The sequence below is a fragment of the Erwinia sp. HDF1-3R genome (genome assembly GCF_039621855.1).
Lineage (GTDB): Bacteria > Pseudomonadota > Gammaproteobacteria > Enterobacterales > Enterobacteriaceae > Erwinia.
Map to the genome: position 1 here is coordinate 2,667,681 of NZ_CP155071.1, position 20,944 is coordinate 2,688,624.

21 protein-coding genes are annotated in these 20,944 nt (G+C 55.4%); 10 read left to right on the forward strand and 11 right to left on the reverse strand.

Translation table 11 applies throughout. The annotated features are described in order from the left end of the window. Positions 1–100: 100 nt before the first annotated feature. From fadD to AAGR22_RS12195, 4 genes are all read right to left on the reverse strand, one after another. The gene (gene fadD / locus AAGR22_RS12180; RefSeq protein ID WP_345827731.1) at positions 101–1,783 is read right to left on the reverse strand and encodes a long-chain-fatty-acid--CoA ligase FadD; all 1,683 of its coding nucleotides are present in this window, start codon (positions 1,781–1,783) and stop codon (positions 101–103) included. Between the two features lie 214 nt (positions 1,784–1,997). Continuing rightward, positions 1,998–2,594: a Slp family lipoprotein gene (locus AAGR22_RS12185; RefSeq protein ID WP_345827733.1), complete on the reverse strand. Its 597-nt coding sequence runs from the start codon at positions 2,592–2,594 to the stop codon at positions 1,998–2,000. A 56-nt stretch (positions 2,595–2,650) separates the two neighbouring features. After that, positions 2,651–3,352: a tRNA (adenosine(37)-N6)-threonylcarbamoyltransferase complex dimerization subunit type 1 TsaB gene (gene tsaB, locus AAGR22_RS12190; RefSeq protein ID WP_067701283.1), complete on the reverse strand. Its 702-nt coding sequence runs from the start codon at positions 3,350–3,352 to the stop codon at positions 2,651–2,653. Between the two features lie 131 nt (positions 3,353–3,483). After that, positions 3,484–5,388 (reverse strand): ATP-dependent DNA helicase, encoded by a 1,905-nt coding sequence (locus tag AAGR22_RS12195; RefSeq protein WP_345827736.1) that lies wholly within the window; start codon positions 5,386–5,388, stop codon positions 3,484–3,486. Between the two features lie 134 nt (positions 5,389–5,522). Here AAGR22_RS12195 and AAGR22_RS12200 point away from each other — a divergent pair, with 134 nt between their 5' ends. Next, a complete protein-coding gene (locus AAGR22_RS12200; RefSeq protein ID WP_067701281.1) occupies positions 5,523–5,867 on the forward strand; it encodes a RidA family protein in 345 nt (114 codons plus the stop codon). 128 nt (positions 5,868–5,995) lie between these two features. Here AAGR22_RS12200 and AAGR22_RS12205 read toward each other — a convergent pair whose 3' ends face one another. Then, positions 5,996–6,253 carry a YoaH family protein gene (locus AAGR22_RS12205; protein ID WP_067701278.1) on the reverse strand — a complete coding sequence of 86 codons (258 nt, stop codon included), beginning with the start codon at positions 6,251–6,253 and terminating at the stop codon, positions 5,996–5,998. Between the two features lie 111 nt (positions 6,254–6,364). On the opposite strand from AAGR22_RS12205, the gene pabB reads away from it, so the two are divergent. From pabB to AAGR22_RS12225, 4 genes are all read left to right on the forward strand, one after another. Then, positions 6,365–7,726 (forward strand): aminodeoxychorismate synthase component 1, encoded by a 1,362-nt coding sequence (pabB, locus tag AAGR22_RS12210; RefSeq protein ID WP_345827740.1) that lies wholly within the window; start codon positions 6,365–6,367, stop codon positions 7,724–7,726. Continuing rightward, positions 7,719–8,351 carry a CoA pyrophosphatase gene (locus tag AAGR22_RS12215; RefSeq protein WP_345827742.1) on the forward strand — a complete coding sequence of 211 codons (633 nt, stop codon included), beginning with the start codon at positions 7,719–7,721 and terminating at the stop codon, positions 8,349–8,351. Before pabB ends, AAGR22_RS12215 begins: the two co-directional genes overlap by 8 nt. A 134-nt stretch (positions 8,352–8,485) precedes the next feature. Continuing rightward, on the forward strand, positions 8,486–9,850 hold the full coding sequence (sdaA, locus tag AAGR22_RS12220; RefSeq protein ID WP_345827743.1) for an L-serine ammonia-lyase: 1,365 nt from the start codon (positions 8,486–8,488) through the stop codon (positions 9,848–9,850). Between the two features lie 245 nt (positions 9,851–10,095). Next, complete coding sequence (locus tag AAGR22_RS12225) at positions 10,096–11,658, forward strand: EAL domain-containing protein (protein ID WP_067701266.1); 1,563 nt, start codon at positions 10,096–10,098, stop codon at positions 11,656–11,658. A 160-nt stretch (positions 11,659–11,818) separates the two neighbouring features. Here the strand turns inward: AAGR22_RS12225 and AAGR22_RS12230 are convergent, their stop codons facing one another. Further along, positions 11,819–13,381, reverse strand: coding sequence for a TerC family protein (locus tag AAGR22_RS12230; RefSeq protein ID WP_067701263.1), 1,563 nt, complete (start codon positions 13,379–13,381; stop codon positions 11,819–11,821). 537 nt (positions 13,382–13,918) lie between these two features. On the opposite strand from AAGR22_RS12230, the gene manX reads away from it, so the two are divergent. The 4 genes from manX (at position 13,919) to AAGR22_RS12250 (ending at position 17,196) form a co-directional block, all read left to right on the forward strand. After that, the gene (gene manX / locus AAGR22_RS12235; RefSeq protein WP_345827747.1) at positions 13,919–14,887 is read left to right on the forward strand and encodes a PTS mannose transporter subunit IIAB; all 969 of its coding nucleotides are present in this window, start codon (positions 13,919–13,921) and stop codon (positions 14,885–14,887) included. Positions 14,888–14,955: 68 nt separating this feature from the next. Further along, a complete protein-coding gene (locus AAGR22_RS12240; protein WP_067701258.1) occupies positions 14,956–15,756 on the forward strand; it encodes a PTS mannose/fructose/sorbose transporter subunit IIC in 801 nt (266 codons plus the stop codon). Positions 15,757–15,772: 16 nt separating this feature from the next. Further along, positions 15,773–16,636: a PTS mannose transporter subunit IID gene (locus AAGR22_RS12245; RefSeq protein ID WP_067701255.1), complete on the forward strand. Its 864-nt coding sequence runs from the start codon at positions 15,773–15,775 to the stop codon at positions 16,634–16,636. Positions 16,637–16,725: 89 nt separating this feature from the next. Beyond that, positions 16,726–17,196 (forward strand): DUF986 family protein, encoded by a 471-nt coding sequence (locus AAGR22_RS12250; RefSeq protein WP_067701252.1) that lies wholly within the window; start codon positions 16,726–16,728, stop codon positions 17,194–17,196. A 16-nt stretch (positions 17,197–17,212) separates the two neighbouring features. Here AAGR22_RS12250 and rlmA read toward each other — a convergent pair whose 3' ends face one another. From rlmA to AAGR22_RS12275, 5 genes are all read right to left on the reverse strand, one after another. Next, complete coding sequence (rlmA, locus tag AAGR22_RS12255) at positions 17,213–18,046, reverse strand: 23S rRNA (guanine(745)-N(1))-methyltransferase (RefSeq protein WP_345827750.1); 834 nt, start codon at positions 18,044–18,046, stop codon at positions 17,213–17,215. A gap of 169 nt (positions 18,047–18,215) precedes the next feature. Further along, positions 18,216–18,425, reverse strand: a complete 210-nt coding sequence (gene cspE, locus AAGR22_RS12260) for a transcription antiterminator/RNA stability regulator CspE (RefSeq protein WP_001062678.1) — start codon at positions 18,423–18,425, stop codon at positions 18,216–18,218. Between the two features lie 81 nt (positions 18,426–18,506). Next, a complete protein-coding gene (locus AAGR22_RS12265; RefSeq protein WP_231877563.1) occupies positions 18,507–18,575 on the reverse strand; it encodes a DUF2627 domain-containing protein in 69 nt (22 codons plus the stop codon). Between the two features lie 553 nt (positions 18,576–19,128). Further along, positions 19,129–20,139, reverse strand: coding sequence for an MBL fold metallo-hydrolase (locus AAGR22_RS12270; RefSeq protein WP_345827752.1), 1,011 nt, complete (start codon positions 20,137–20,139; stop codon positions 19,129–19,131). 18 nt (positions 20,140–20,157) lie between these two features. After that, positions 20,158–20,430, reverse strand: a complete 273-nt coding sequence (locus tag AAGR22_RS12275) for a YebO family protein (RefSeq protein ID WP_067701243.1) — start codon at positions 20,428–20,430, stop codon at positions 20,158–20,160. A 245-nt stretch (positions 20,431–20,675) separates the two neighbouring features. On the opposite strand from AAGR22_RS12275, the gene AAGR22_RS12280 reads away from it, so the two are divergent. Beyond that, positions 20,676–20,912, forward strand: a complete 237-nt coding sequence (locus tag AAGR22_RS12280) for a YobH family protein (protein ID WP_067701240.1) — start codon at positions 20,676–20,678, stop codon at positions 20,910–20,912. Positions 20,913–20,944: the final 32 nt, after the last annotated feature.

Sequence of the window (20,944 nt, forward strand, 5' to 3'; positions counted from 1 at the left end):
AAACGATCCTCTCGCTGCGGCGTTCTGCGCCTCAGTGTCATCACAAAAAAACGCCGGGAAACCCGGCGTGATAGCGTTTATCGGCGGTGTTGTCACCTCGTCAGGATGCTTTCGCTATCCTGATTGCCTCATCGCGGAGTTCGCGCCGCAGGATTTTCCCCACGTTACTCTTGGGCAGCTCAGTGCGAAATTCGACGATTTTGGGAATTTTATACCCGGTAAGATGTTTTTTGCAGTGGATAATCAGCTCCTCCTGGGTAAGAGAGGGATCTTTTTTTACCACACAGATTTTTACCGTTTCACCCGCGGCCTCATTGGGCACGCCGACGGCGGCGGCTTCCCTGACCTTTGGGTGCAGCATCAGCACATCTTCGATTTCATTAGGATAAACGTTAAACCCTGAAACCAGAATCATATCTTTCTTGCGATCGACGATGCGGATAAAACCTTCGGCGTCAACGGTAACAATATCTCCGCTGTGAAGCCATCCATTTTTGAGCACCTCATCGGTGGCCTCCGGCTTCTGCCAGTATCCCTGCATCACCTGGGGGCCTTTGATGCACAGTTCACCTGCTTCACCTGCGGCGACTTCATTACCCTGCTCATCCACCAGGCGGATGTCCGTTGACGGCACCGGCAGCCCGATACTGCCGCTGTGGTAGCGAATATCGTAGGGATTGACAGAGACCAGCGGCGCGCATTCGGTCAGGCCGTATCCCTCAAGCAAATAGTGTCCGGTCAGTTTCTCCCAGCGCTCGGCGACCGCCTTCTGCACTGACATTCCCCCACCTGCCGACAAGCTCAGGCTGGAGAAATCCAGCTTTTGGAAATCACTGTCGTTCAATAACGCATTAAACAGGGTATTCACCCCGGTAATGGCGGTGAAGCGCGTTTTAGCCAGCTCCCGCACCAGTCCGGGAATATCCCGGGGATTGGTGATTAACAGGTTTGCACCGCCCAGCTCGATAAACAACAGGCAGTTCACCGTAAGCGCAAATATATGGTAAAGCGGCAGCGCGGTGACGACCGTTTCCTTCCCGTCTTTCAGCAGAGAACCATAGGTTGCCCGGGTTTGCTCCAGATTCGCCTGCATATTACGGTGGCTCAGCATCGCCCCTTTGGCAACGCCGGTGGTGCCGCCGGTATATTGCAGAAAGGCCAGATCGTCGTTAACGATGTCCGGTCGCACATACTGCATCCGGTAACCTTTATGCAGCGCACTGCGAAATGAGATAGCGTCCGGAAGATGATATTTAGGCACCAGACGCTTGATGTATTTGACCACAAAATTAACCAGCGTCCCTTTGGCGGGCGAAAGCTGATCGCCCAGGCGGGTAAGGATCACATGTTTAACCTGGGTTTTCTCAACCACTTTTTCCAGCGTATGGGCAAAGTTCGACACAATCACAATAGCGCTGGCACCGCTGTCGTTAAGCTGGTGCTCAAGCTCGCGCGGCGTGTAGAGGGGATTGACGTTAACCACCACCATCCCTGCGCGCAGGATGCCAAACAGGGCAATCGGATATTGCAGCAGGTTCGGCATCATCAGCGCCACCCTGTCGCCCTGTTTCAGCCCCAGCCCTTCCTGTAGCCAGGCGGCAAAAGCCCGGCTGCGCTCCTCGAGCTTACGAAAGGTCATCACCTGCCCCATATTGATAAAGGCGGGCTGATCGGCGTAGCGTTTTACCGCCTCTTCAAAGAGGTCAATAAGGGATGTATAGCGATCGGCACTGATCTCCGCAGGCACATCGGCGGGATAGCGTTTTAACCAAATCTTGTTCAAATAAGTTCCTCCTGAACACGTGATATTTTCCATCGCACCCTCAGCTCGTCGCGTTTGTTAACATTATTTTAACTCAGCGTACCAGTTTGATTACTTCTCCGTTATGAGGTTGCGAAGCCCATCACTAAAAACATTTTCATTCAGAAAAAATATAAAAAAATGACCCGCCAGCGGAAAGACAGCCAGCGGGTCACGTTGATTATTTTCTACCGGGCTACTCAGTCAGGATGGTCTGTACCTGCGCCGGGCCCTGATTAAAGTAGCCGAACGGCGGCGGTCCCCAGTAGCCACCGGAGTGACGTCCACGTGGCGGGCCATACCAGATCCACGGATCAAGCGGCTGCGGCGGCGAGACCACCTGCTGCGTCAGGTGCCAGCGCTGGTAGCCGGTCACGCTCACCACCACGAAGTTATAGGCAGCCTGCCCAATCACACCCTTTTCGGTGCCCTTAATCGGACCGACAACGGTGACCATTTGATTATTAAAATCAACCGGATCGACAAAGCCGCTGATGTCCGCATAAATACGCCCAACAGAGGCACTGCCTAATATCGGCCGGGCGGTATCATCCAGCCGCATAGCGGCAATTTCCAGCCGGGTGCTGCCGTTTTGGTTTATCACCTTCACCACCCGGCCGCCAAAGCGTGACTCCTGACCGACAAACAGCTGAGGCGCACTCATCACGCGCGTTAAATCCTGCTGGGGCGTAGCCGACGTGCCTTTTACTGAGTCCGGTATGCTTACGCAGCCGAAAAGCAGCATACTGACAAGTAATATACTGCCCGTCTGTACCAAAAATCGTTTACGCATAGTGTTCTCCGAGATACCGTTCCTTTTGACTCCGGGCGCGTTAATTAGTTGCCAACTCACTCACGCCCCGGCAACTTTTTCCATGCGACTTCATTACGCAGGTAGGTGGGTTCCGCCAGCTCAACCGCCACGGTCCTGCCCTGCTTAAGCGCCAGCGCGGCCAGGGGCAGCATATCCTCCGCCTGCGGAAGCTCGACCCCGGTCATCTGTAAATCAAGGTGAGCACTTTCTGCCAGCTGCGGCCAGGCCTTCCAGCCTGTCCCCACCAGCGCCCAGCACCCGGTGAGCCGGGACATTCTCTCCTGCGCCGCCTCGGGGTTTAGCACCGCTTCGCTGTCGTCTCCCTGCCAGATACCCTGCTCGTCCCGCTGATATTCTGCCCAGTAGACCTCGCCCATTCTGGCATCAATCGCTGCCAGAACGCGGGTGGCACCCTGGCGGCGCCATGCGCCTTCCGCCATGGTTTTCAGCGTCGACACGCCAATCATCGGCAGTTCCGCGCCCAGTGCCAGCCCCTGGGCGATGCCGATGCCGATGCGCACGCCGGTGAAGCTGCCCGGCCCCTGACCAAATGCCAGTGCATCCAGTTCGGTCAGCGCCGTATTGCCCTGCTGGAGGATCGCCTGCACCATCGGCAGTATGCGCTGGGTGTGTTCGCGGGCGCAAAGCTCAAACTGGGCGGTGACCTTCTGGTCGTGAAGCAGCGCCACGGAGCAGGCCTCCGTGGCCGTATCAATGGCTAAAATTCGCGTGGACATACTCACCTCTGGCGGGGAAAATTTTCGGCGCGCAGCATAGCATACTGCGCAATAATTTACTGCCGGACTTCCGGCTTAAATCAGGTCTTTGCCGACGATATGGCTATGCGTCCAGCTTAAGGACGCTGCGGCTAAGCGTCCGGCTTAAGAAAGGCCACTGCCTGCTGAATATCACGCGTGCGCGGCGTCGGCGGCAGGCTGTTAAGGAACACCGCACCATAGGGGCGCATAACCAGCCGGTTATCACAGATAACCAGTACTCCGCGATCGTCAACGTCACGGATCAGGCGGCCCACGCCCTGCTTGAGAGTGATCACTGCGTCCGGCAGCTGGACGTCATCAAAGGGTTCGCCGCCCCGCAGTTTACAATCTTCCATTCTCGCCTTAAGTAGCGGATCGTCGGGCGAGGTAAACGGCAGTTTATCAATGATCACCAGCGACAGCACATCCCCGCGCACGTCGACGCCCTCCCAGAAGCTACTGGTGGCCACCAGCAGCGCGTTCCCCGCCGCGATAAACTGTTTCAGCAGTTGCCCTTTGCTGGTTTCCCCCTGTAACAGAACCGGCAGGGTCAGCAGCGATCGGAACTGCGCCGCCAAATCGCGCATCATTTTATGGGAAGTACAGAGAAAAAAGCAGCGTCCGTTATTGGCTTCAATCAGCGGCAGCAGCATACGCGCCATTCGGCTGGCGCTGTCAGGCTGGTTAGGTGACGGCAGATTTCTCGGCACGCAGAGCAGTGCCTGACTGGCGAAATCAAACGGGCTGGTGAGGATCAACGTCTCGGCCTGGCTGACGCCCAGCCTCTCCACGAAGTGGGTCATCTGCTCATTTACCGCCAGCGTCGCCGAGGTAAATATCCAGGTCGCCGGGCGCTCGTCCATCACTTCGCGAAAGCGATCGGAGACGGAAAGCGGCGTCAGCGCCAGCACAAAGTGACGGGAGTTACACTCATACCAGTAGCTAAAGCCGGGCTGTGAGACATCTTTCAGCCGCTTAAGACGGCCGCGATAGAGTGCCGCACGCTCGAAAGCCGCATCCAGCAGCGCCGAACGGCCAAGCGACATTTTCGCCACGTCATAGCAGAGTTCGAGCGCATCATCGAGCAGCGTCAGGGCGCGCTGGATATTGGCATCGCTGAGGAGATCGCGCAGGTTGCCGCGAAAGCCCGGATCGCCAAGCGCCAGACGGAAATCCTGTGCACACTGCGCCAGACGGTCCGCCGATTTTTGCAGCTGCTGCGCATCACGGACCTCGGTGCGGTAAGCAATGCTGATGTCTTTAGCCAGGTCGAGCAGCTGCTTGCTTGAGAGCTGCTGCCCAAAATACTGGCTGGCGATATCCGGCACCTGATGCGCTTCGTCGAAGATCATGACGTCAGCATCGGGAATAAGCTCGGCGAATCCGCTCTCTTTCACCACCATGTCAGCGAGGAAGAGATGATGGTTTACCACCACGATATCCGCATCCATCGCTTTGCGGCGCGCCTTCACCACAAAGCACTCCTGATACAGCGGGCAGTCGCTGCCCAGGCAGTTATCATTGGTGCTGGTCACCAGCGGCCATACCGTGCTGTCCTCGGCCACGCCGCCGCAGGTGCTGATATCACCGTCCAGGGTTTCTGACGACCAGCCGCGCAGGTGGACCAGGTCGCTCATCGCCTGCGCCACCAGCTCACCGCCAGCCATCGACTGCTGTTCAAGGCGCTCCAGGCAGAGATAGTTTGAGCGCCCCTTAAGCAGCGCGAGGGAGCCTTTATACTTAAGCGCCCGTGCAACGGTGGGAAGATCGCGACTGTAGAGCTGATCCTGCAGCGCCTTTGAGCCGGTTGAGATAATCACCTTTTTGCCGGAGCGGAGCGCCGGTGCCAGGTAGGCAAACGTTTTACCCGTGCCGGTTCCCGCTTCAACCACCAGCTCGCGCTTATTTTCGATAGCCTGAGCCACCGCTTCTGCCATCTGGCGCTGCGGTTCACGCGGTTTAAAACCCGGAATAGCCAGCGCCAGCGCGCCGTCTGCTGCAAAATCGTCTGCCACACACCCTCACCACCTGTAAGAAAACACTGTAATTATGTCAGTATCCGCCCTGCCACTCCACCCTTTAGGTGACAGCAGCAATAAAACTGTGGCAGGCTGGCTGCAAATTTGTACTGCTATAAATGAGGGAAGTCATGAGCATTGAACGTCTGGATCCAGAACACCGCATGTCGGAAGCGGTTATCCATAACGATACTATCTACTACACCAGCGTACCGGAGAACCTTGATGAGGATGCGCACGCGCAAACGGCCAACGCGCTGGCGGTAATTGACCGGGTACTGGCCCGCGTAGGGTCGGATAAGAGCCGCATTCTGGATGCGACTATTTTTCTGGTGGAAAAAGAAGATTTCGCCGCGATGAATCGCGCATGGGATGCCTGGGTTTCACCGGGGAATGCGCCGGTTCGCTGCACCGTTCAGGCCAACCTGATGAACCCCAAATATCGGGTCGAGATAAAAATCATCGCCGCAAAATAATCGTTATTAGCCGATCGTTGGCGTTGGACGTTGCAGCCAGCGCGTTCCGGGTGGCGTAGCACGTCGCCACCCTCTGTCAACGATGACGTAACGCCAAAATAAACGTTATCACCTCTCAGAAAGCAGAATTACTCCTCATACTCCTCTTCATCGTCATCCCCGTAATCGTCATTATCCTGATTGCGTTGATCCTCGTTTTCGTCGTCGTCATCCTCTTCGTCATCAAAGCGGGCCGTTATCATATCGCCCGTATGATTTTCACGGATCTCAGCCGCTACCAGCTGTATCGCCTGCCCGCTGCTCATACCCTCTGACATCAGTTGCTGAATGCGCTCTACCGCCTGCTGCTGCTGGTCGTACGAAAGCGCTGGTAATCCCGTAATCATATCCACTCCAGTAAAAATCGCGTAGCCCGTCTGCGCGTAACAAACAGATGTCAGCATTAAAAAAATATGTCAGGCTTGTACTCTGTCCTGGTCAAGGCCTGCTAAATTATCATGCCAGTTGTTTATCATTCTTTGAAGTATACGCCTGAAGCGCTTTTGAATCTGTTTAACTGTGTAGCCCAGCAGCCCTGGTCGATGCTGCTACACTCCGGCTTTGCCGATCACCATGATAATCGCTTTGATATTATGGTGTCCGATCCGCGTATTACCCTGACGACGCGTGGCGAAGTGACCACCATTGAGAGCGATGATGCGTCAGAGCAGAGTAAAGACGATCCCTTGACGCTGCTGGACCGGGTCATGGCGCAAACCGGCCTGAGTGCGCCTTCGCATCCTGACCTGCCCTTTCAGGGCGGCGCGCTCGGACTGTTTGGCTACGATCTTGGCCGCAGATTTGAATCGCTCCCCCAGCAGGCAGAGCAGGACTTAACCACGCCCGATATGGCATCAGGCCTCTATGACTGGGCGCTGATTGCGGATCATCATCTCAAGGCACTGACGCTGGTGGTTCAGGGCGATGCTGATAAGCGCCTGGCGTGGCTTAACGCCCTGACGCCGCCCGGCATCGATCCGTTCCGGTTAACCGACCGCTGGCAGTCAAATATGACGCGCGAAGCCTACGGTGAAAAGTTCCGCCGCGTACAGCAGTGGATCCAGGCTGGAGACTGCTATCAGGTTAATCTCGCCCAGCGTTTTAGCGCCCGCTACACGGGTGACGAGTGGCAGGCGTTCAGGGAGCTAACCCGGGAAAATCGCGCGCCCTTCAGCGCATTTATCCGCCTGCCTGAAAGCGCGATTATCAGTCTCTCTCCTGAACGCTTTCTTAAAATCGTCGGCCGTGAGATCGAAACCCGTCCTATTAAAGGCACGCTTCCTCGCCTGAGCGATCCCGTCGCCGATCGCCTGCAGGCAGAAAAGCTGGCGGCATCGGCAAAAGACCGGGCGGAAAACCTGATGATTGTCGATTTGCTGCGTAACGACATCGGCCGCGTAGCCGTTCCGGGTAGCGTACGCGTTCCCGAGCTGTTTGTGGTTGAGCCATTCCCGGCGGTGCACCACCTGGTCAGTACGGTTACCGCGGAGCTGAAGGCGCCGCTAACGCCCTGCGACCTGCTGCGCGCCTGCTTTCCCGGCGGTTCCATCACCGGCGCGCCAAAAGTCCGTGCGATGGAGATTATTGATGAGCTGGAACCGCACCGTCGCAATGCCTGGTGCGGCACTATTGGCTATATCAGCTTCTGCGGCAGAATGGATACCAGCATAACCATCCGCACGCTGACTGCTGAGCAGGGGCAGATTCACTGTACCGCCGGTGGCGGTATCGTCGCCGACAGCGAAGAGCAGGCGGAGTATCAGGAAACCTTTGATAAGGTCAGCCGGATCCTGCCCTGCCTGGACACCGCCAATGTCTGACGGTCCACTGACGCTTGAGCAGTTTATCAGCCGCTTTGTGCTGCAACCCCCGCAGCCTGATGCGGGCCCGCTGCCACTGCGCCGGGCGGCGGTGCTGGTGCCGATTATTGCGCGTCCCCGCCCCTCGTTACTCCTGACGCGGCGGGCCGCGACATTGCGTAAACATGCGGGTCAGGTAGCCTTTCCCGGCGGCATGGTGGATGAGGCGGATAGCTCCCTTATTTTTACCGCGCTGCGTGAAGCATACGAAGAAGTGGCGATCCCCCCCGCTGCCGTGCGGGTAGTGGGCGTTCTCCCCGCCGTGACCAGCAGTACGGGCTTTCAGGTCACGCCGGTGGTGGGGATCCTGCCCGATACGCTAAAGTGGTGTCCGAATGAGGATGAGGTTGAATCGGTATTTGAAATGCCGCTACAGGAGGCCCTGCGTTTAGGGCGCTATACGCCGCTGGATATCCATCGTCGGGGTGTGCAGCACCGCGTATGGCTCTCCTGGTTTGATGAGTATTTTATCTGGGGAATGACCGCAGGGATTTTACGCCAGCTCAGCCTGCAGGTATCGGCAGAGCGGCCACTCACGGCTTCACCGACAGAAAACCTGCCTGGCGTACGACTGCCACTATTTTAAACCAACTTTTTACCGTTTCTTCCGGTCAAATCACTTCACAAATGCCCTGAATCATTTATATTGCAGCGCCAGACAGCAGTAGTCAGCCTCATCAGCATTCCGTTCCGACGGCCTGCGGCCCTCAAGGAGTTTTTGTGATTAGCGTTTTCGATATGTTTAAAATCGGCATTGGCCCTTCCAGTTCGCACACCGTCGGTCCAATGAAAGCCGGGAAACAGTTTGTCGACGATCTGGTGAGCAGCGGCAGGCTGAATGACGTGACCCGTATTGCCGTTGACGTTTACGGCTCGCTCTCCCTGACCGGCAAAGGCCATCATACCGATATTGCCATCGTAATGGGCCTGTCGGGCGCCGCTCCGGATAGCGTAGATATTGATGCCATTCCCGGCTTTATTCGCGATGTCGAACAGCGGCAGCGCCTGCTGCTGGCGAACGGCGCGCATGAGGTAGATTTCCCGCGCGAGGGTGGGATGGTTTTCCGCAGCGACACCCTCTCTCTGCATGAGAATGGCATGCGCATTCACGCCTTCGCGGGCGATACGGTGATTTACAGCAAGACCTATTATTCCGTCGGCGGCGGATTTATTGTCGATGAAGAGCATTTCGGCCAGACCACGCTGGAAGAGGTCGAGGTCCCCTATCCGTTCAACTCGGCAACGGAGATGCTGGACCACTGTCATCAGACGGGCCTGTCGCTCTCCGGGATGATCATGAAAAATGAGCTGGCGCTGCATGATAAGCAGGAGATTGAGAAGTACTTCTCTGATATCTGGCAGAGTATGCGCGACTGTATCGATCGCGGGTTGAATACCGAGGGCGTACTGCCCGGCCCACTGCGCGTTCCCCGTCGCGCCTCCGCGCTTCGCCGCCTGCTGGTTTCCTCTGATAAGCTCTCCAGCGATCCGATGAACGTCATCGACTGGGTCAATATGTTTGCCCTGGCGGTAAACGAAGAGAACGCAGCCGGTGGACGGGTGGTTACCGCCCCCACCAACGGCGCCTGCGGCATCGTTCCCGCCGTTCTGGCCTATTACGACCACTTTATCGAGTCGGTCAGCCCGGACATTTTTATCCGCTATTTTCTGGCCTGCGGTGCGGTGGGCATTCTCTATAAAATGAATGCCTCAATTTCCGGCGCAGAGGTGGGGTGTCAGGGCGAAGTCGGCGTTGCCTGCTCCATGGCGGCGGCCGGGCTGGCCGAACTGCTGGGTGCCAGCCCGGAGCAGGTATGCGTAGCGGCGGAGATCGGCATGGAACACAATCTGGGGCTCACCTGCGACCCGGTCGCCGGTCAGGTACAGGTGCCCTGCATTGAGCGCAATGCTATCGCCTCGGTTAAGGCCATCAATGCTGCCCGAATGGCAATGCGACGCACCAGCGCAGCCCGGGTTTCTCTCGATAAGGTCATTGAAACCATGTACGAAACCGGAAAAGACATGAACGCCAAGTACCGGGAAACCTCACGTGGCGGCCTGGCCATTAAGGTTCAGTGCGACTAGCCCTGCGGGTTACTATTGTCTTTCCTCATCCCCTCGCTTAAGGTGTGCCAGTGCAGATACCTGTTTGGGTAACACAGCACTGGCCTGCCCTCACCCTGAACGAGAATTACGTCGCGGCAGAGCCAGATAACCCACTGTTTTAGTTAATCATGCTTTTCTCTTCTGCATGGCTAAACTTAATGACTGGCAGGCCGATAACAGGTGCTCAGTCTCTGTATAGGCGTCTTGATTTAGGGTGGTTACTGATGCAAATGTCCCAGGAAGTATTCGGACAGTTTCGGCGCAAGCGATTATTTATCGCCATTATTGTCGCCGCGTTAGTGCTCATCCTTACGTTAGCCTTCCGCTTTATGGAAGAGAAAAATCGCATTGAACAGCAGTCCCATATTTTCGCCAATAACGCCATTCAGCGCTTCGACCGTTTGTTTTCCCCCCTTGACGTTGCGGCCAATAATACGCTGGGGCTGGTAGGGCTCTCCTGCGAGCAGGTGCGTTTTCCGCTGATTGAAAAGCTGGCGTCATTGCAGACCGTGCGAACCATTATTCTGGTAAATAACGACACCCTGTACTGTTCCAGCCTGTCCGGTGCCGGTGATCTCAGTTTCAGTAACAACTACCCTGAACTGGCAGTGAATAACCAGCGCATGATGCTCAGTTCGGACCAGCAGCTCCTTAAGGGCTCGCCTGTTCTGCTGTTCTGGACGCCGCAGGATACCGATAATCACTCCGGTATTTTGCAGGTCATTAATATCGAAATGATGAGTAACTATCTGCTGGAACCGACCCTGCCATGGGTTGAGCGCGCCATTTTCAACGTGGGTGATAAAAGCCTGGAATACGGTAATCCGATGGTGGAAAAGGCTCTGCCCTCAGAAGATGAAGTCACCTGGCAGGAGGCTTCACTGCGTTATCCTTTCTCTATCACATTGTTTGGTCCGGCCCCGACCCGGCTGGCGCTGATGACCATGCCCTCGCAGCTGCCGTTAGCGCTATTGTTGAGCCTGCTGATGGGCTATATCGTCTGGCTGGCAACCGCCAATCGCATGAGTCTCTCCTGGCAAATCAGCTATGGCATTAATGCCCGCGAATTTATGGTCTACTGCCAGCCGCTGATTAATTCACGCAGCGGCGACTGCGACGGTATCGAACTGCTGCTGCGCTGGCATACCCCGCGACAGGGCTGGATACCGCCGGATGTCTTTATCCCCCTGGCCGAGCGCCAGGATCTGATTGCGCCGCTCACGCGTTTTGTTTTAAGCGAAGTCGTGCGCCATCTGCCTCTGCTGCCCAGCTGCCCAAGGTTTCATATTGCGATTAACGTCGCGGCCAGCCATTTCCATCAGCACCAGATTATCGACGATCTCCAGCGCCTGTGGTGGCCGGCAAATCCGGTTCCTCAGCTGATTGTCGAGCTTACCGAACGCGACTCGCTGCCGGAGGTCGATCAGCGCGTGGTGGCTTATCTGCACACTTTAGGGGTAAAGCTGGCCATTGATGATTTTGGTACGGGCCACAGTTCCCTCTCGTACCTCAAAACGCTCAGCCCGGACGTGCTGAAAATTGATAAGGTCTTTACGGCGGCCATCGGGACAGATGCCATTAATGCTACGGTAACGGATATGGTGATTTCCCTGGCCCAGCGTCTGAATATCAGCCTGGTGGCGGAAGGCGTGGAAACGGAAGAGCAGGCTACCTACCTGCGGGATAAAGGCGTGGATGTATTACAGGGTTACTTCTATGCGCGGCCCATGCCGCTGGGGGATTTTCCAGACTGGCTGAGTAGCCATAAAAGCCTGCTGTTTGCCTGAGACGTCTCAGCGGGCAGGGAGTGAAGTTACCCGCTGTCCGCTGAGAGACAAACGCTTGCCCACGAGTAAGAGACAATCGCCCTCAGTTCAACACCCACGCATGGCGGCAGACTTTTCGCTGTCCGCCGCCAGCTGCGGTAAAGGCTTTTCGGCGCTGGAATTAACCTTCTTCTTCTTCCTCATTATCCTGGCGCTGGCGCGTGACGCGAACCAGGTCAATACGGTATTCGGTCGCTTCGAGGATCTGGAACGTTAGCGGCGGCAGCTCAATGATCTCACCCACCTGGGGCAGCTGCCCCTTCTGGGCGATCAGCAGCCCGGCCAGCGAAGCATGGTCCCTGTCCGCCGTGACCAGCACCTGCGTGTCCAGCAACTGCTGTAGCGAGTGCAGGTCGGTGCCGCCCTTAACCCGCCATCCTTCGCCGTCGGCGATGATATCCGGGGTTTCATCTTCATCCGGGAACTCACCGGCAATCGCTTCCAGCACGTCCAGCGGGGTAATCAGCCCCTGCACTACGCCAAACTCATTGGTGACCACCACAAAGCTTCCTCTGGCACGACGCAGCACGCCAAGCAGGTTAAGCGGTTCCAGCGTATCGGGTACAATTATCGGCGGAGTGGCAGAGGCAAAGGTTGCCACATCGATGCCGTGGTCCAGCGCAACCAGCAGCTCTTTCGCCCGCACCACCCCAATAACTTCATCCAGCTCGCCACGACACACCGGGAACAGGCTGTGAGGCGTATCCAGCAGCTGGAGGCGAACCTCATCAGCCGGACGCTCTGCATTGACCCAGGAGATTTCACCGCGCGGCGTCATAATACTGCGCACCGAGCGCGAGGCCAGCGTCAGCACGCCATTGATCATATAGCGTTCCTCATCCTTGAAGGTTTCGCGCGGCCTGTCATTCATCTCACTCTGTTCACTGCTGCCGGTCGCCGGGCCACGGCGGCCCCCCATCAGACGGACAATCGCTTCGGCGGTTCGCTCGCGCATCGGCCTTCTGGCCTGATGGCGCATAAAGTTCACCCGTGCAATCTGATTAAACAGCTCAATCAGGATTGAGAAGCCGATGGCGGCATACAGGTATCCCTTAGGAATATGGAAGCCAAAACCTTCGGCAACCAGACTCAGGCCAATCATCAGCAGGAAGCTCAGACAGAGTACGACAACGGTCGGATGCGCATTGACGAATCGGGTCAGCGGCTTCGAGGCCAGCAGCATAATGCCCATCGCAATGACCACGGCAGTCATCATTATCGCCAGGTTGTTCACCATGCCCACGGCGGTAATCACGGCATCGAGTGAAAATACCGCATCCAGCACCACAATCTGAATAACGACCGCCCAGAAGCTGGCATAGCCCTTGTTGCCCTCGCCGTTGTGATCGCGGTTTTCCAGCCGTTCGTGCAGCTCCATGGTGGCTTTGAACAGCAGAAACAGCCCCCCCACCAGCAGGATCAGGTCGCGGCCGGAAAAGCTGAATTCGCCCACGCTGAACAGCGGCCGCGTGAGCGTCACCATCCAGGAGATCAAAGACAGCAGCCCCAGACGCATCACCAGCGCCAGAGAAAGGCCAATGAGTCTGGCTTTATCGCGCTGCTTTGGTGGAAGCTTATCGGCAAGAATGGCAATAAAAACCAGGTTATCAATCCCCAGCACGATTTCAAGAACGATAAGCGTCAGCAGACCGGCCCAGATCGAGGGGTCTAAAATAAATTCCATTACAGACTCCAGATACGTGAAGGTGAAAACGCAGCGGGCGACGAGAAACTCGCGCGGGCTGAATAATCGCAAAGGGGTTGAAGCGGGTCGTCTGAAGAGGTGACGAAGATAAAACTGGTCGAAGGTACCAGGGGCTGAGTGAAGCGACGTCGATGACAGTCCATAGGGTGGGCTGAGGCCCGTTACTCCTGTGTTAAAAAAGGATCCCTACTGTAAACAGCCGTGACCATTACGTCAAAAATATTTTCTTACACTTACACTCGAACCTGGCTTAAATGCTAATCATTCTTACAACAGACCCTAATGAGTGAAACAAGGGTCTAAATAGCTGAGCACGGTCACATAATTTATTTTTTCGCACATTAAAATAAATCGCGTCTTAAGGGGAAACGTTTACACCGCTTGATGAAATAATTATTCGTCCCCTGCCACGTCATGTTTTATACACAGCATCATAAAGGCTAAGACCCTTTGATGACTACACGCGCGGCTCAAAAGTGTTTGTGGGCCGCTGGATAGAGTAAACGGAGGTAGCAAGTGACCATTGCTATTGTGATCGGCACGCACGGTTGGGCTGCTGAGCAGCTCATTAAAACGGCCGAAATGCTTCTCGGAGAACAGCAAAATATCGCGTGGATAGATTTTGTCCCGGGTGAAAATGCAGAAACTCTGATCGAGAAATATCAGGCGCGGCTGACCAATTTAGATACCCACCAGGGTGTCCTGTTTCTGGTTGACACCTGGGGAGGCAGTCCCTTTAATGCCGCCAGTCGTATTGTGGTTGATAAAGAAAATCATGAGGTCATCGCCGGGGTCAATATTCCCATGCTGGTGGAAACGCTGATGGCGCGCGATGACGACCCCAGCTTTGCTGAGCTGGTGGCCGTTGCCGTGGAAACGGGGCGTGAAGGGGTTAAGGCACTCAAAGCCAAAGCGCCTGAACCTGCCCCTGCACCTGCCCCCGCAGCGGTCAACGCCCCTGCCGCCCCTCAGAAACCTCTGGGACCTGAGGATCATATGAAAATCGGGCTGGCGCGTATTGATGACCGGTTAATCCATGGTCAGGTTGCCACTCGCTGGACGAAAGAAACCAATGTGAACCGTATTATCGTCGTCAGCGATGAAGTCGCCGCCGATACCGTGCGTAAAACGCTGCTTACCCAGGTGGCCCCGCCGGGTGTAACGGCGCACGTCGTCGACGTCGCGAAAATGATACGGGTATGGAATAACCCAAAATATGCCCGGGACCGCGTCATGCTGCTGTTTACCAATCCTACCGACGTCGAACGTTTGGTTCAGGAAGGGGTGAAAATAACCAGCGTGAACATTGGCGGCATGGCATTTCGTCAGGGAAAAATTCAGGTTAATAACGCCGTGTCCGTTGATGACAAAGATATTGCGGCATTCAAAAAGCTTAACGAGCGCGGTATCGAACTGGAGGTGCGTAAGGTCTCCTCCGACCAGCGGTTAAAAATGATGGACCTGATCACCAAAATGAATAAATAGCAAAAGTTCGCATTATTGCCTGAACGCACAGGCTTAACTCAGTTCATGACTTTTAGAGGAGAAGTGCAATGGAGATTACCACTCTTCAAATTGTACTAATATTTATCGTTGCCTGTATTGCAGGCATGGGATCAATTCTTGATGAATTCCAGTTCCACCGGCCGCTGGTGGCCTGTACCCTGATTGGTTTTGTCCTCGGTGATGTTAAAACCGGCGTCATTATCGGTGGTACGCTGGAAATGATCGCCCTTGGCTGGATGAACATTGGTGCCGCCGTGGCACCTGATGCCGCCCTCGCCTCCATCATTTCAACTATCCTGGTTATCGCCGGTGGGCAAAGCGTTGGGGCCGGTATCGCTCTGGCTATTCCGCTGGCGGCCGCCGGTCAGGTGCTGACCATCATTGTTCGAACCATTACCGTCGCCTTCCAGCATGCAGCCGATAAGGCCGCAGAAAAGGGCAACCTGACCGCAATTTCGTGGCTCCATGTTTCCGCACTGATTTTGCAGGCAATGCGTATCGCGATCCCGGCAGCCATCGTCGCCGTCTCCGTGGGAACCAACGTTGTCCAGGGGCTGCTGGATTCCATCCCTGAGGTGGTGACCAACGGTCTTAACATCGCGGGCGGCATGATTGTCGTTGTCGGTTACGCCATGGTCATCAACATGATGCGCGCCGGGTATCTGATGCCTTTCTTTTATCTGGGTTTCGTCACGGCGGCCTTTACCAGCTTCAACCTGGTTGCCCTGGGCGTCATCGGCGTGGTGATGGCGGTGCTCTATATCCAGCTGGCGCCAAAATATAATCGCGTGGCAGGTGCGCAGGCTTCAGGGCCAGCCGCTAATGACCTCGATAACGAATTAGATTAGGGAAAAGGTGAGCAAAATGGTTGATACCACTTCTACTACCACAGCAACGACTGTGCAAAAGAAACTGACGCCGGGTGACGTGCGTGGCGTGTTCCTGCGGTCAAACCTGTTTCAGGGGTCATGGAACTTCGAACGCATGCAGGCCCTGGGCTTCTGTTTCTCTATGGTGCCGGTTATCCGTCGGCTCTATCCTGAAAATAATGACGCCCGCAAGCAGGCCATTAAACGCCATCTGGAGTTTTTTAATACCCACCCTTATGTCGCGGCACCGGTACTCGGCGTCACCATGGCCATGGAGGAGCAGCGTGCGAACGGCGCAGCAATCGACGATGCGGCCATTAACGGCATCAAAGTCGGCCTGATGGGTCCGCTGGCTGGCGTGGGCGACCCGATATTCTGGGGCACCGTTCGCCCGGTTTTTGCTGCACTGGGTGCGGGCATCGCCATGACCGGCAGCCTGCTGGGGCCAGTTCTGTTCTTTGTCCTGTTTAACCTTGTCCGTCTGCTGGTGCGCTACTACGGCGTAGCCTATGGTTACCGTAAGGGCGTCGATATCGTAGGGGATATGGGCGGCGGCTTCCTGCAAAAGCTGACCGAGGGGGCGTCGATTCTTGGCCTCTTTGTGATGGGGGCGCTGGTCAATAAGTGGACGCACGTGGATGTGCCGCTGGTGGTATCCCGTATTACCGACCATACCGGAAAAACCACGGTAACCACCGTCCAGTCGATCCTGGATCAGCTTATGCCAGGCATGATACCGCTGCTGCTGACCTTCGGCTGTATGTGGCTGCTCCGTCGTAAAGTCAATGCGCTGTGGATTATCATGGGCTTCTTTGTCATTGGTATTTTTGGCTACTGGATTGGCCTGCTTGGCGTGTAACGCGTCGCCGGGGTAACCCGGCGAACTTAAAAGGTCGGCCGGAACGCGGGTTTATCATTCCGGTCGGCCTTTTGTGGGGATATTAAAAGATGTCACTGACTGATTATTTCATCGTGCTTTTTATCGCACTGTTTATGATGTATGCGATTTATGATGAGCTGATTACGGCTCGAAGACGGGGTGACACCCGGCTGAGGGTTCCCCTCAAGCGTCGCAATGGACTGGACAGCGCTATTTTTACCGGGCTGATTGCCATCCTCATCTACAGGAATATCACCAGCCAGGGGACGCAGGTCACCACCACTTTACTGATGGTGCTGGCCTTTTTTTCTGTCTATCTGTTCTGGCTGCGCCAGCCTAAACTGCTGTTTAAGGCAGAAGGTTTTTTCTATGGCCCGGTATTTATTGAATATCAGCGCATTCAGAGCATGAATCTTTCAGAGGACGGGGTGTTGGTTATCCAGCTTGAGCAGCGCCCACTCCACGTCCACGTCAGTAAGCTCGACGACCTGGAGAGCATTTACCATTTTATGGTCCGGCAGCACCTGGCTGATACCTGAACGACGCCGCTATCCGTCAGACTACGGCAGAGTGGCTATTACGCTGCCACAGGCGCAGCGTAAAGTCGGTTTCACACTCAAACTCAGGCGTGGTCGCCAGTACGCCCCACACTTCCGGACGCGCGCGCCATGCAAGCGGCGTCATTTGCAGCAGGGCGGCGGACTCTTCGCTGTTAAGCCGCATCGGGTAGTTAAGAGAGTGTTGCTCCACCAGTTCGAACCCTTCCATCTGCTCCGGGGTGTCGTCATGCAGCCGCACATCCTGGTAGATCAGCGCCTTAAACTGAATCAAGTGACGCGGACCGGGCGTGACCGTCAGCACGTATCCCTGCTCTTTCACCACCCGGGCCAGCTCCTGGGCTTTACAGGGCGCATAGATACGTAATACGGCATCAAAGGTACCTTCGGCAAAGGGCAGACGATGGCTGGATGCCACGCAGAATGAGACGTCACGGTAGCGCTTAGCACCGATCCTTACCGCCACCCGGGAAACATCAAGGCCGTGTATGTCCGCCTCGCCCTGGACCGCCAGACGAAGCGCCACGGCGTGGGTGTAATACCCCTCTCCGCAGCCGATATCCAGAACCCTGACCGGCCCTTCAGGCAGAACACGCGCAATCATGTCACAGACCTTCTGCTGGAGCGGGTGATAATGTCCGGCATCAAGGAATTCGCGTCTTGCCTGCATCATCTCTGCGCTGTCCCCGGGCTGCTTCGAGCGCTTATGCTGCACGGGCAGCAGGTTAACGTAGCCCTCTTTTGCCCGATCAAACTGGTGCCTGTTCTCGCAGCGCCAGCCAGACGCATCAGGCAGCAGAAGCTGGTGGCAAAGTGGGCATTGGTAGGACATAACGACTCTCCGGATAGTATTGACGGCGGCAGTTTACCGGAAACGGGAAGCGAGGGCAGAATTTATTGGCGTGCATGAAAAAGCCCTGCCGGTGCTGGCAGGGCTTTAGCATTAAGATTTTGGCCTGAAAGACTCACCGCGCACGGCGAGTCAGAGGCTAAGATCGAAATTAGATAGCGGTGACGTTCACAGCAGCAGGGCCTTTCTGGCCGTCCTGAATTTCGAACTCAACGTTCTGGCCTTCAGCCAGAGTTTTGAAGCCATTGCCCTGGATTGCAGAGAAGTGAACGAACACGTCTTTGCTGCCGTCTGCAGGGGTGATGAAACCAAAACCTTTAGACTCGTTGAACCACTTAACCTGACCTTTAATCTTTGCCATTTTGCAAATTCCTTAGAGTGTTTATTCGCCCGAGGGCTTAACGTACAGAAAAACCAGAGACATTACTGCATGAGGCACGGATTAAGGCTCGGCAAGGAAGCGGTATTCAACGTCTTTACTCGAAACTTCTTTACTGAAGATGCCATACATAAACAGAACTGTACCTCGTTTTAACTAAAAGCGTTATCACATATTCGTTTATTAATGGCAAGTCATTTTTAAACGGTATATGAGATATCGCTCAGGATTGAAACAGAACAAGGAGCGAATGCACATTTCTGCGAAGTGCGCACGCCATGTCAGACAGGTTTTACGCCGGATGAGGGATTAACGCCTGTACAGACAGCCTGTTACTGATTTCCGTATCCTGAAACCAAGCTTATCCTGCCGTCGTGCTTAAGTCTATTACCTGTTAAAACATTAAGTGAATACTAATCATTGATATTGCACTTTTATGGCAAAGCTTACTCAAAAAAATTCATTTAAATTGGGGTGAGTAAGTGATTACCCCGCTGCCCGTCTGGTACAAAAAAAAGTCACATTTAAAAGTAGCAATTTAAATTGCACCAAAATCAGGAGACTATATTTCTCACTGCCCCATTAGCAGGCAGTGAGAGACAACAATTAATAATGGTCGTACCATCAGTGATTTTGTTTTATTTGGAATATCAGGCTTTCCCTGCCTGTTAGCCCACACAGCGTTTTAAGAATTTTCCTGGCTGATATTATTCAGTGACCTTTTTACGCCTATTTTCCACGCCTGAAAGCGTGCGGCATCCAGGCCAGCAGCCTGCATAGCCGCTGCCAGCACGGCTGGCGGCTCGTCCAGTGATTCATCTGCCAGTTCAAATACGCCCCAGTGAATAGGAATGCTTAGCGGCTCTCCCAGCGCAGCATGCAGTGAAACCGCCTGTTCGGGATCCATATGCTGCCCGCGCATGAACCACGTTGGTGCATAGGCACCCACCGGCAGCGCCGCCAGATTAAAGGGGCCCAGCCGACGATTAATCTCCAGCAGGTTATCGCTGTACCCGCTGTCGCCGGTAAACCAGAAATTCACCGCCGATGATTTAACGGTCCAGCCGCACCAGAGCGCACGATTCCGATCAAAGGGCGTGCGCATGCTCCAGTGGCGTGCCGGAACCGCATGCACCGTGATACCCATGGTCTGGGTGCTTTCCCACCAGTCAAGCTGGGTTACCTTCACCGCCCCGCGCTTGCGGAACCAGGGTTCAAGCCCAAGCGGAACAACAAATTCCACGTCGGGGAAGCGTCGCAGGATCTGTCTGATGGTCTTGCGGTCAAGATGATCATAGTGGCTGTGAGAGATCAGCACAGCGTCCAGCGCGGGTAGGTCCTCGATGCTCAACGCGGCCGGGGTCTTACGTTTCGGCCCATAAAAGCTGAGGGGTGACGCGCGCGGCGAGAGAACGGGATCGATAAGGATGTATTTCCCCTCCAGCCGCAGCAGCAGACAGGCATGGCCCAGCCACCAGACGGCATCTTCACTGCCGCCCAGCTCGGCCCGGCGCCACCACTGCCCGATAAATCCGTCGTAACCCTGCGCGGGCGGAAAGGGTAGTCCGGCGGCTTTGCGCTCTTTTCGCCAGCGCCTGAGATCGCCATTCTGGCGCAGGTCAGGTTCGGGATTGCGAAAACCTTCAGGCGTATGATGCGCCTTGGCAGGATCGTACCAGGGATTTTTCCAGGCCATGCGTTTCCTTTGGAATAATTAACGTTCAGGAATGAGGCGAATAAATTCTTTGTTCTGGCTGTCGGAGGCGGGATCGCCCTTCTCATTACCGGCCAATGCGTCATTCAGGCGGCGAAGCAGCAGGGTTTGCCGTTTTTGCTCCTCCAGCAGCGACTCCAGCAGGCGGATATGCTGACTGGCCTTCACGCTGGCCCGATTGACAAAAAACCAGACTATCAGCCCGAGGATAACCAGCGCGAGCATAAAGCCTGTGGAAGCGAGCCCTGCCGCGCCATTTGCTAATTCATTCATAAAGGCCTCTAAAAGCTAATGTAATACATTATCTGCCAATGCAGACTTAGCCGAATTCTACCCGCTCCGCCTGGAAATGATAGCGTCATCACTGTTATTTAAGAACCTTCGCGAAGGCGTGTGACGACCCTTTGTGTATGCTTCATTACGAAATGCGGGCCGCGCCGCAGTATGCTGCTATGATGAGTGCCAGCAGCGAGGCGGTAACGTCAGGATTGCTGTTAAAACAATCTTAAGGAGAAAACATGAGATTTTTAGTTCGACTCGTTGCGCTGTTAATCATCATTTGGCTGGCCCTGCTGGTGACCGGCTATGGCGTACTGGCTGGCAGCACGAAAAATGTTGCGGGCATGGGCCTTCAGTGTCAGTACCTCACCGCAAGGGGGATGATAACGGCTCAGTACCTGCACACCGATAGCGGTATTGTGGGCGTAACCGACTGTCCGCTACTGAAAAAAAGCGCCGAAGTGGTTGATAACTGATACAAAGCGGGTCTGCGCCATGCAGATCCGCG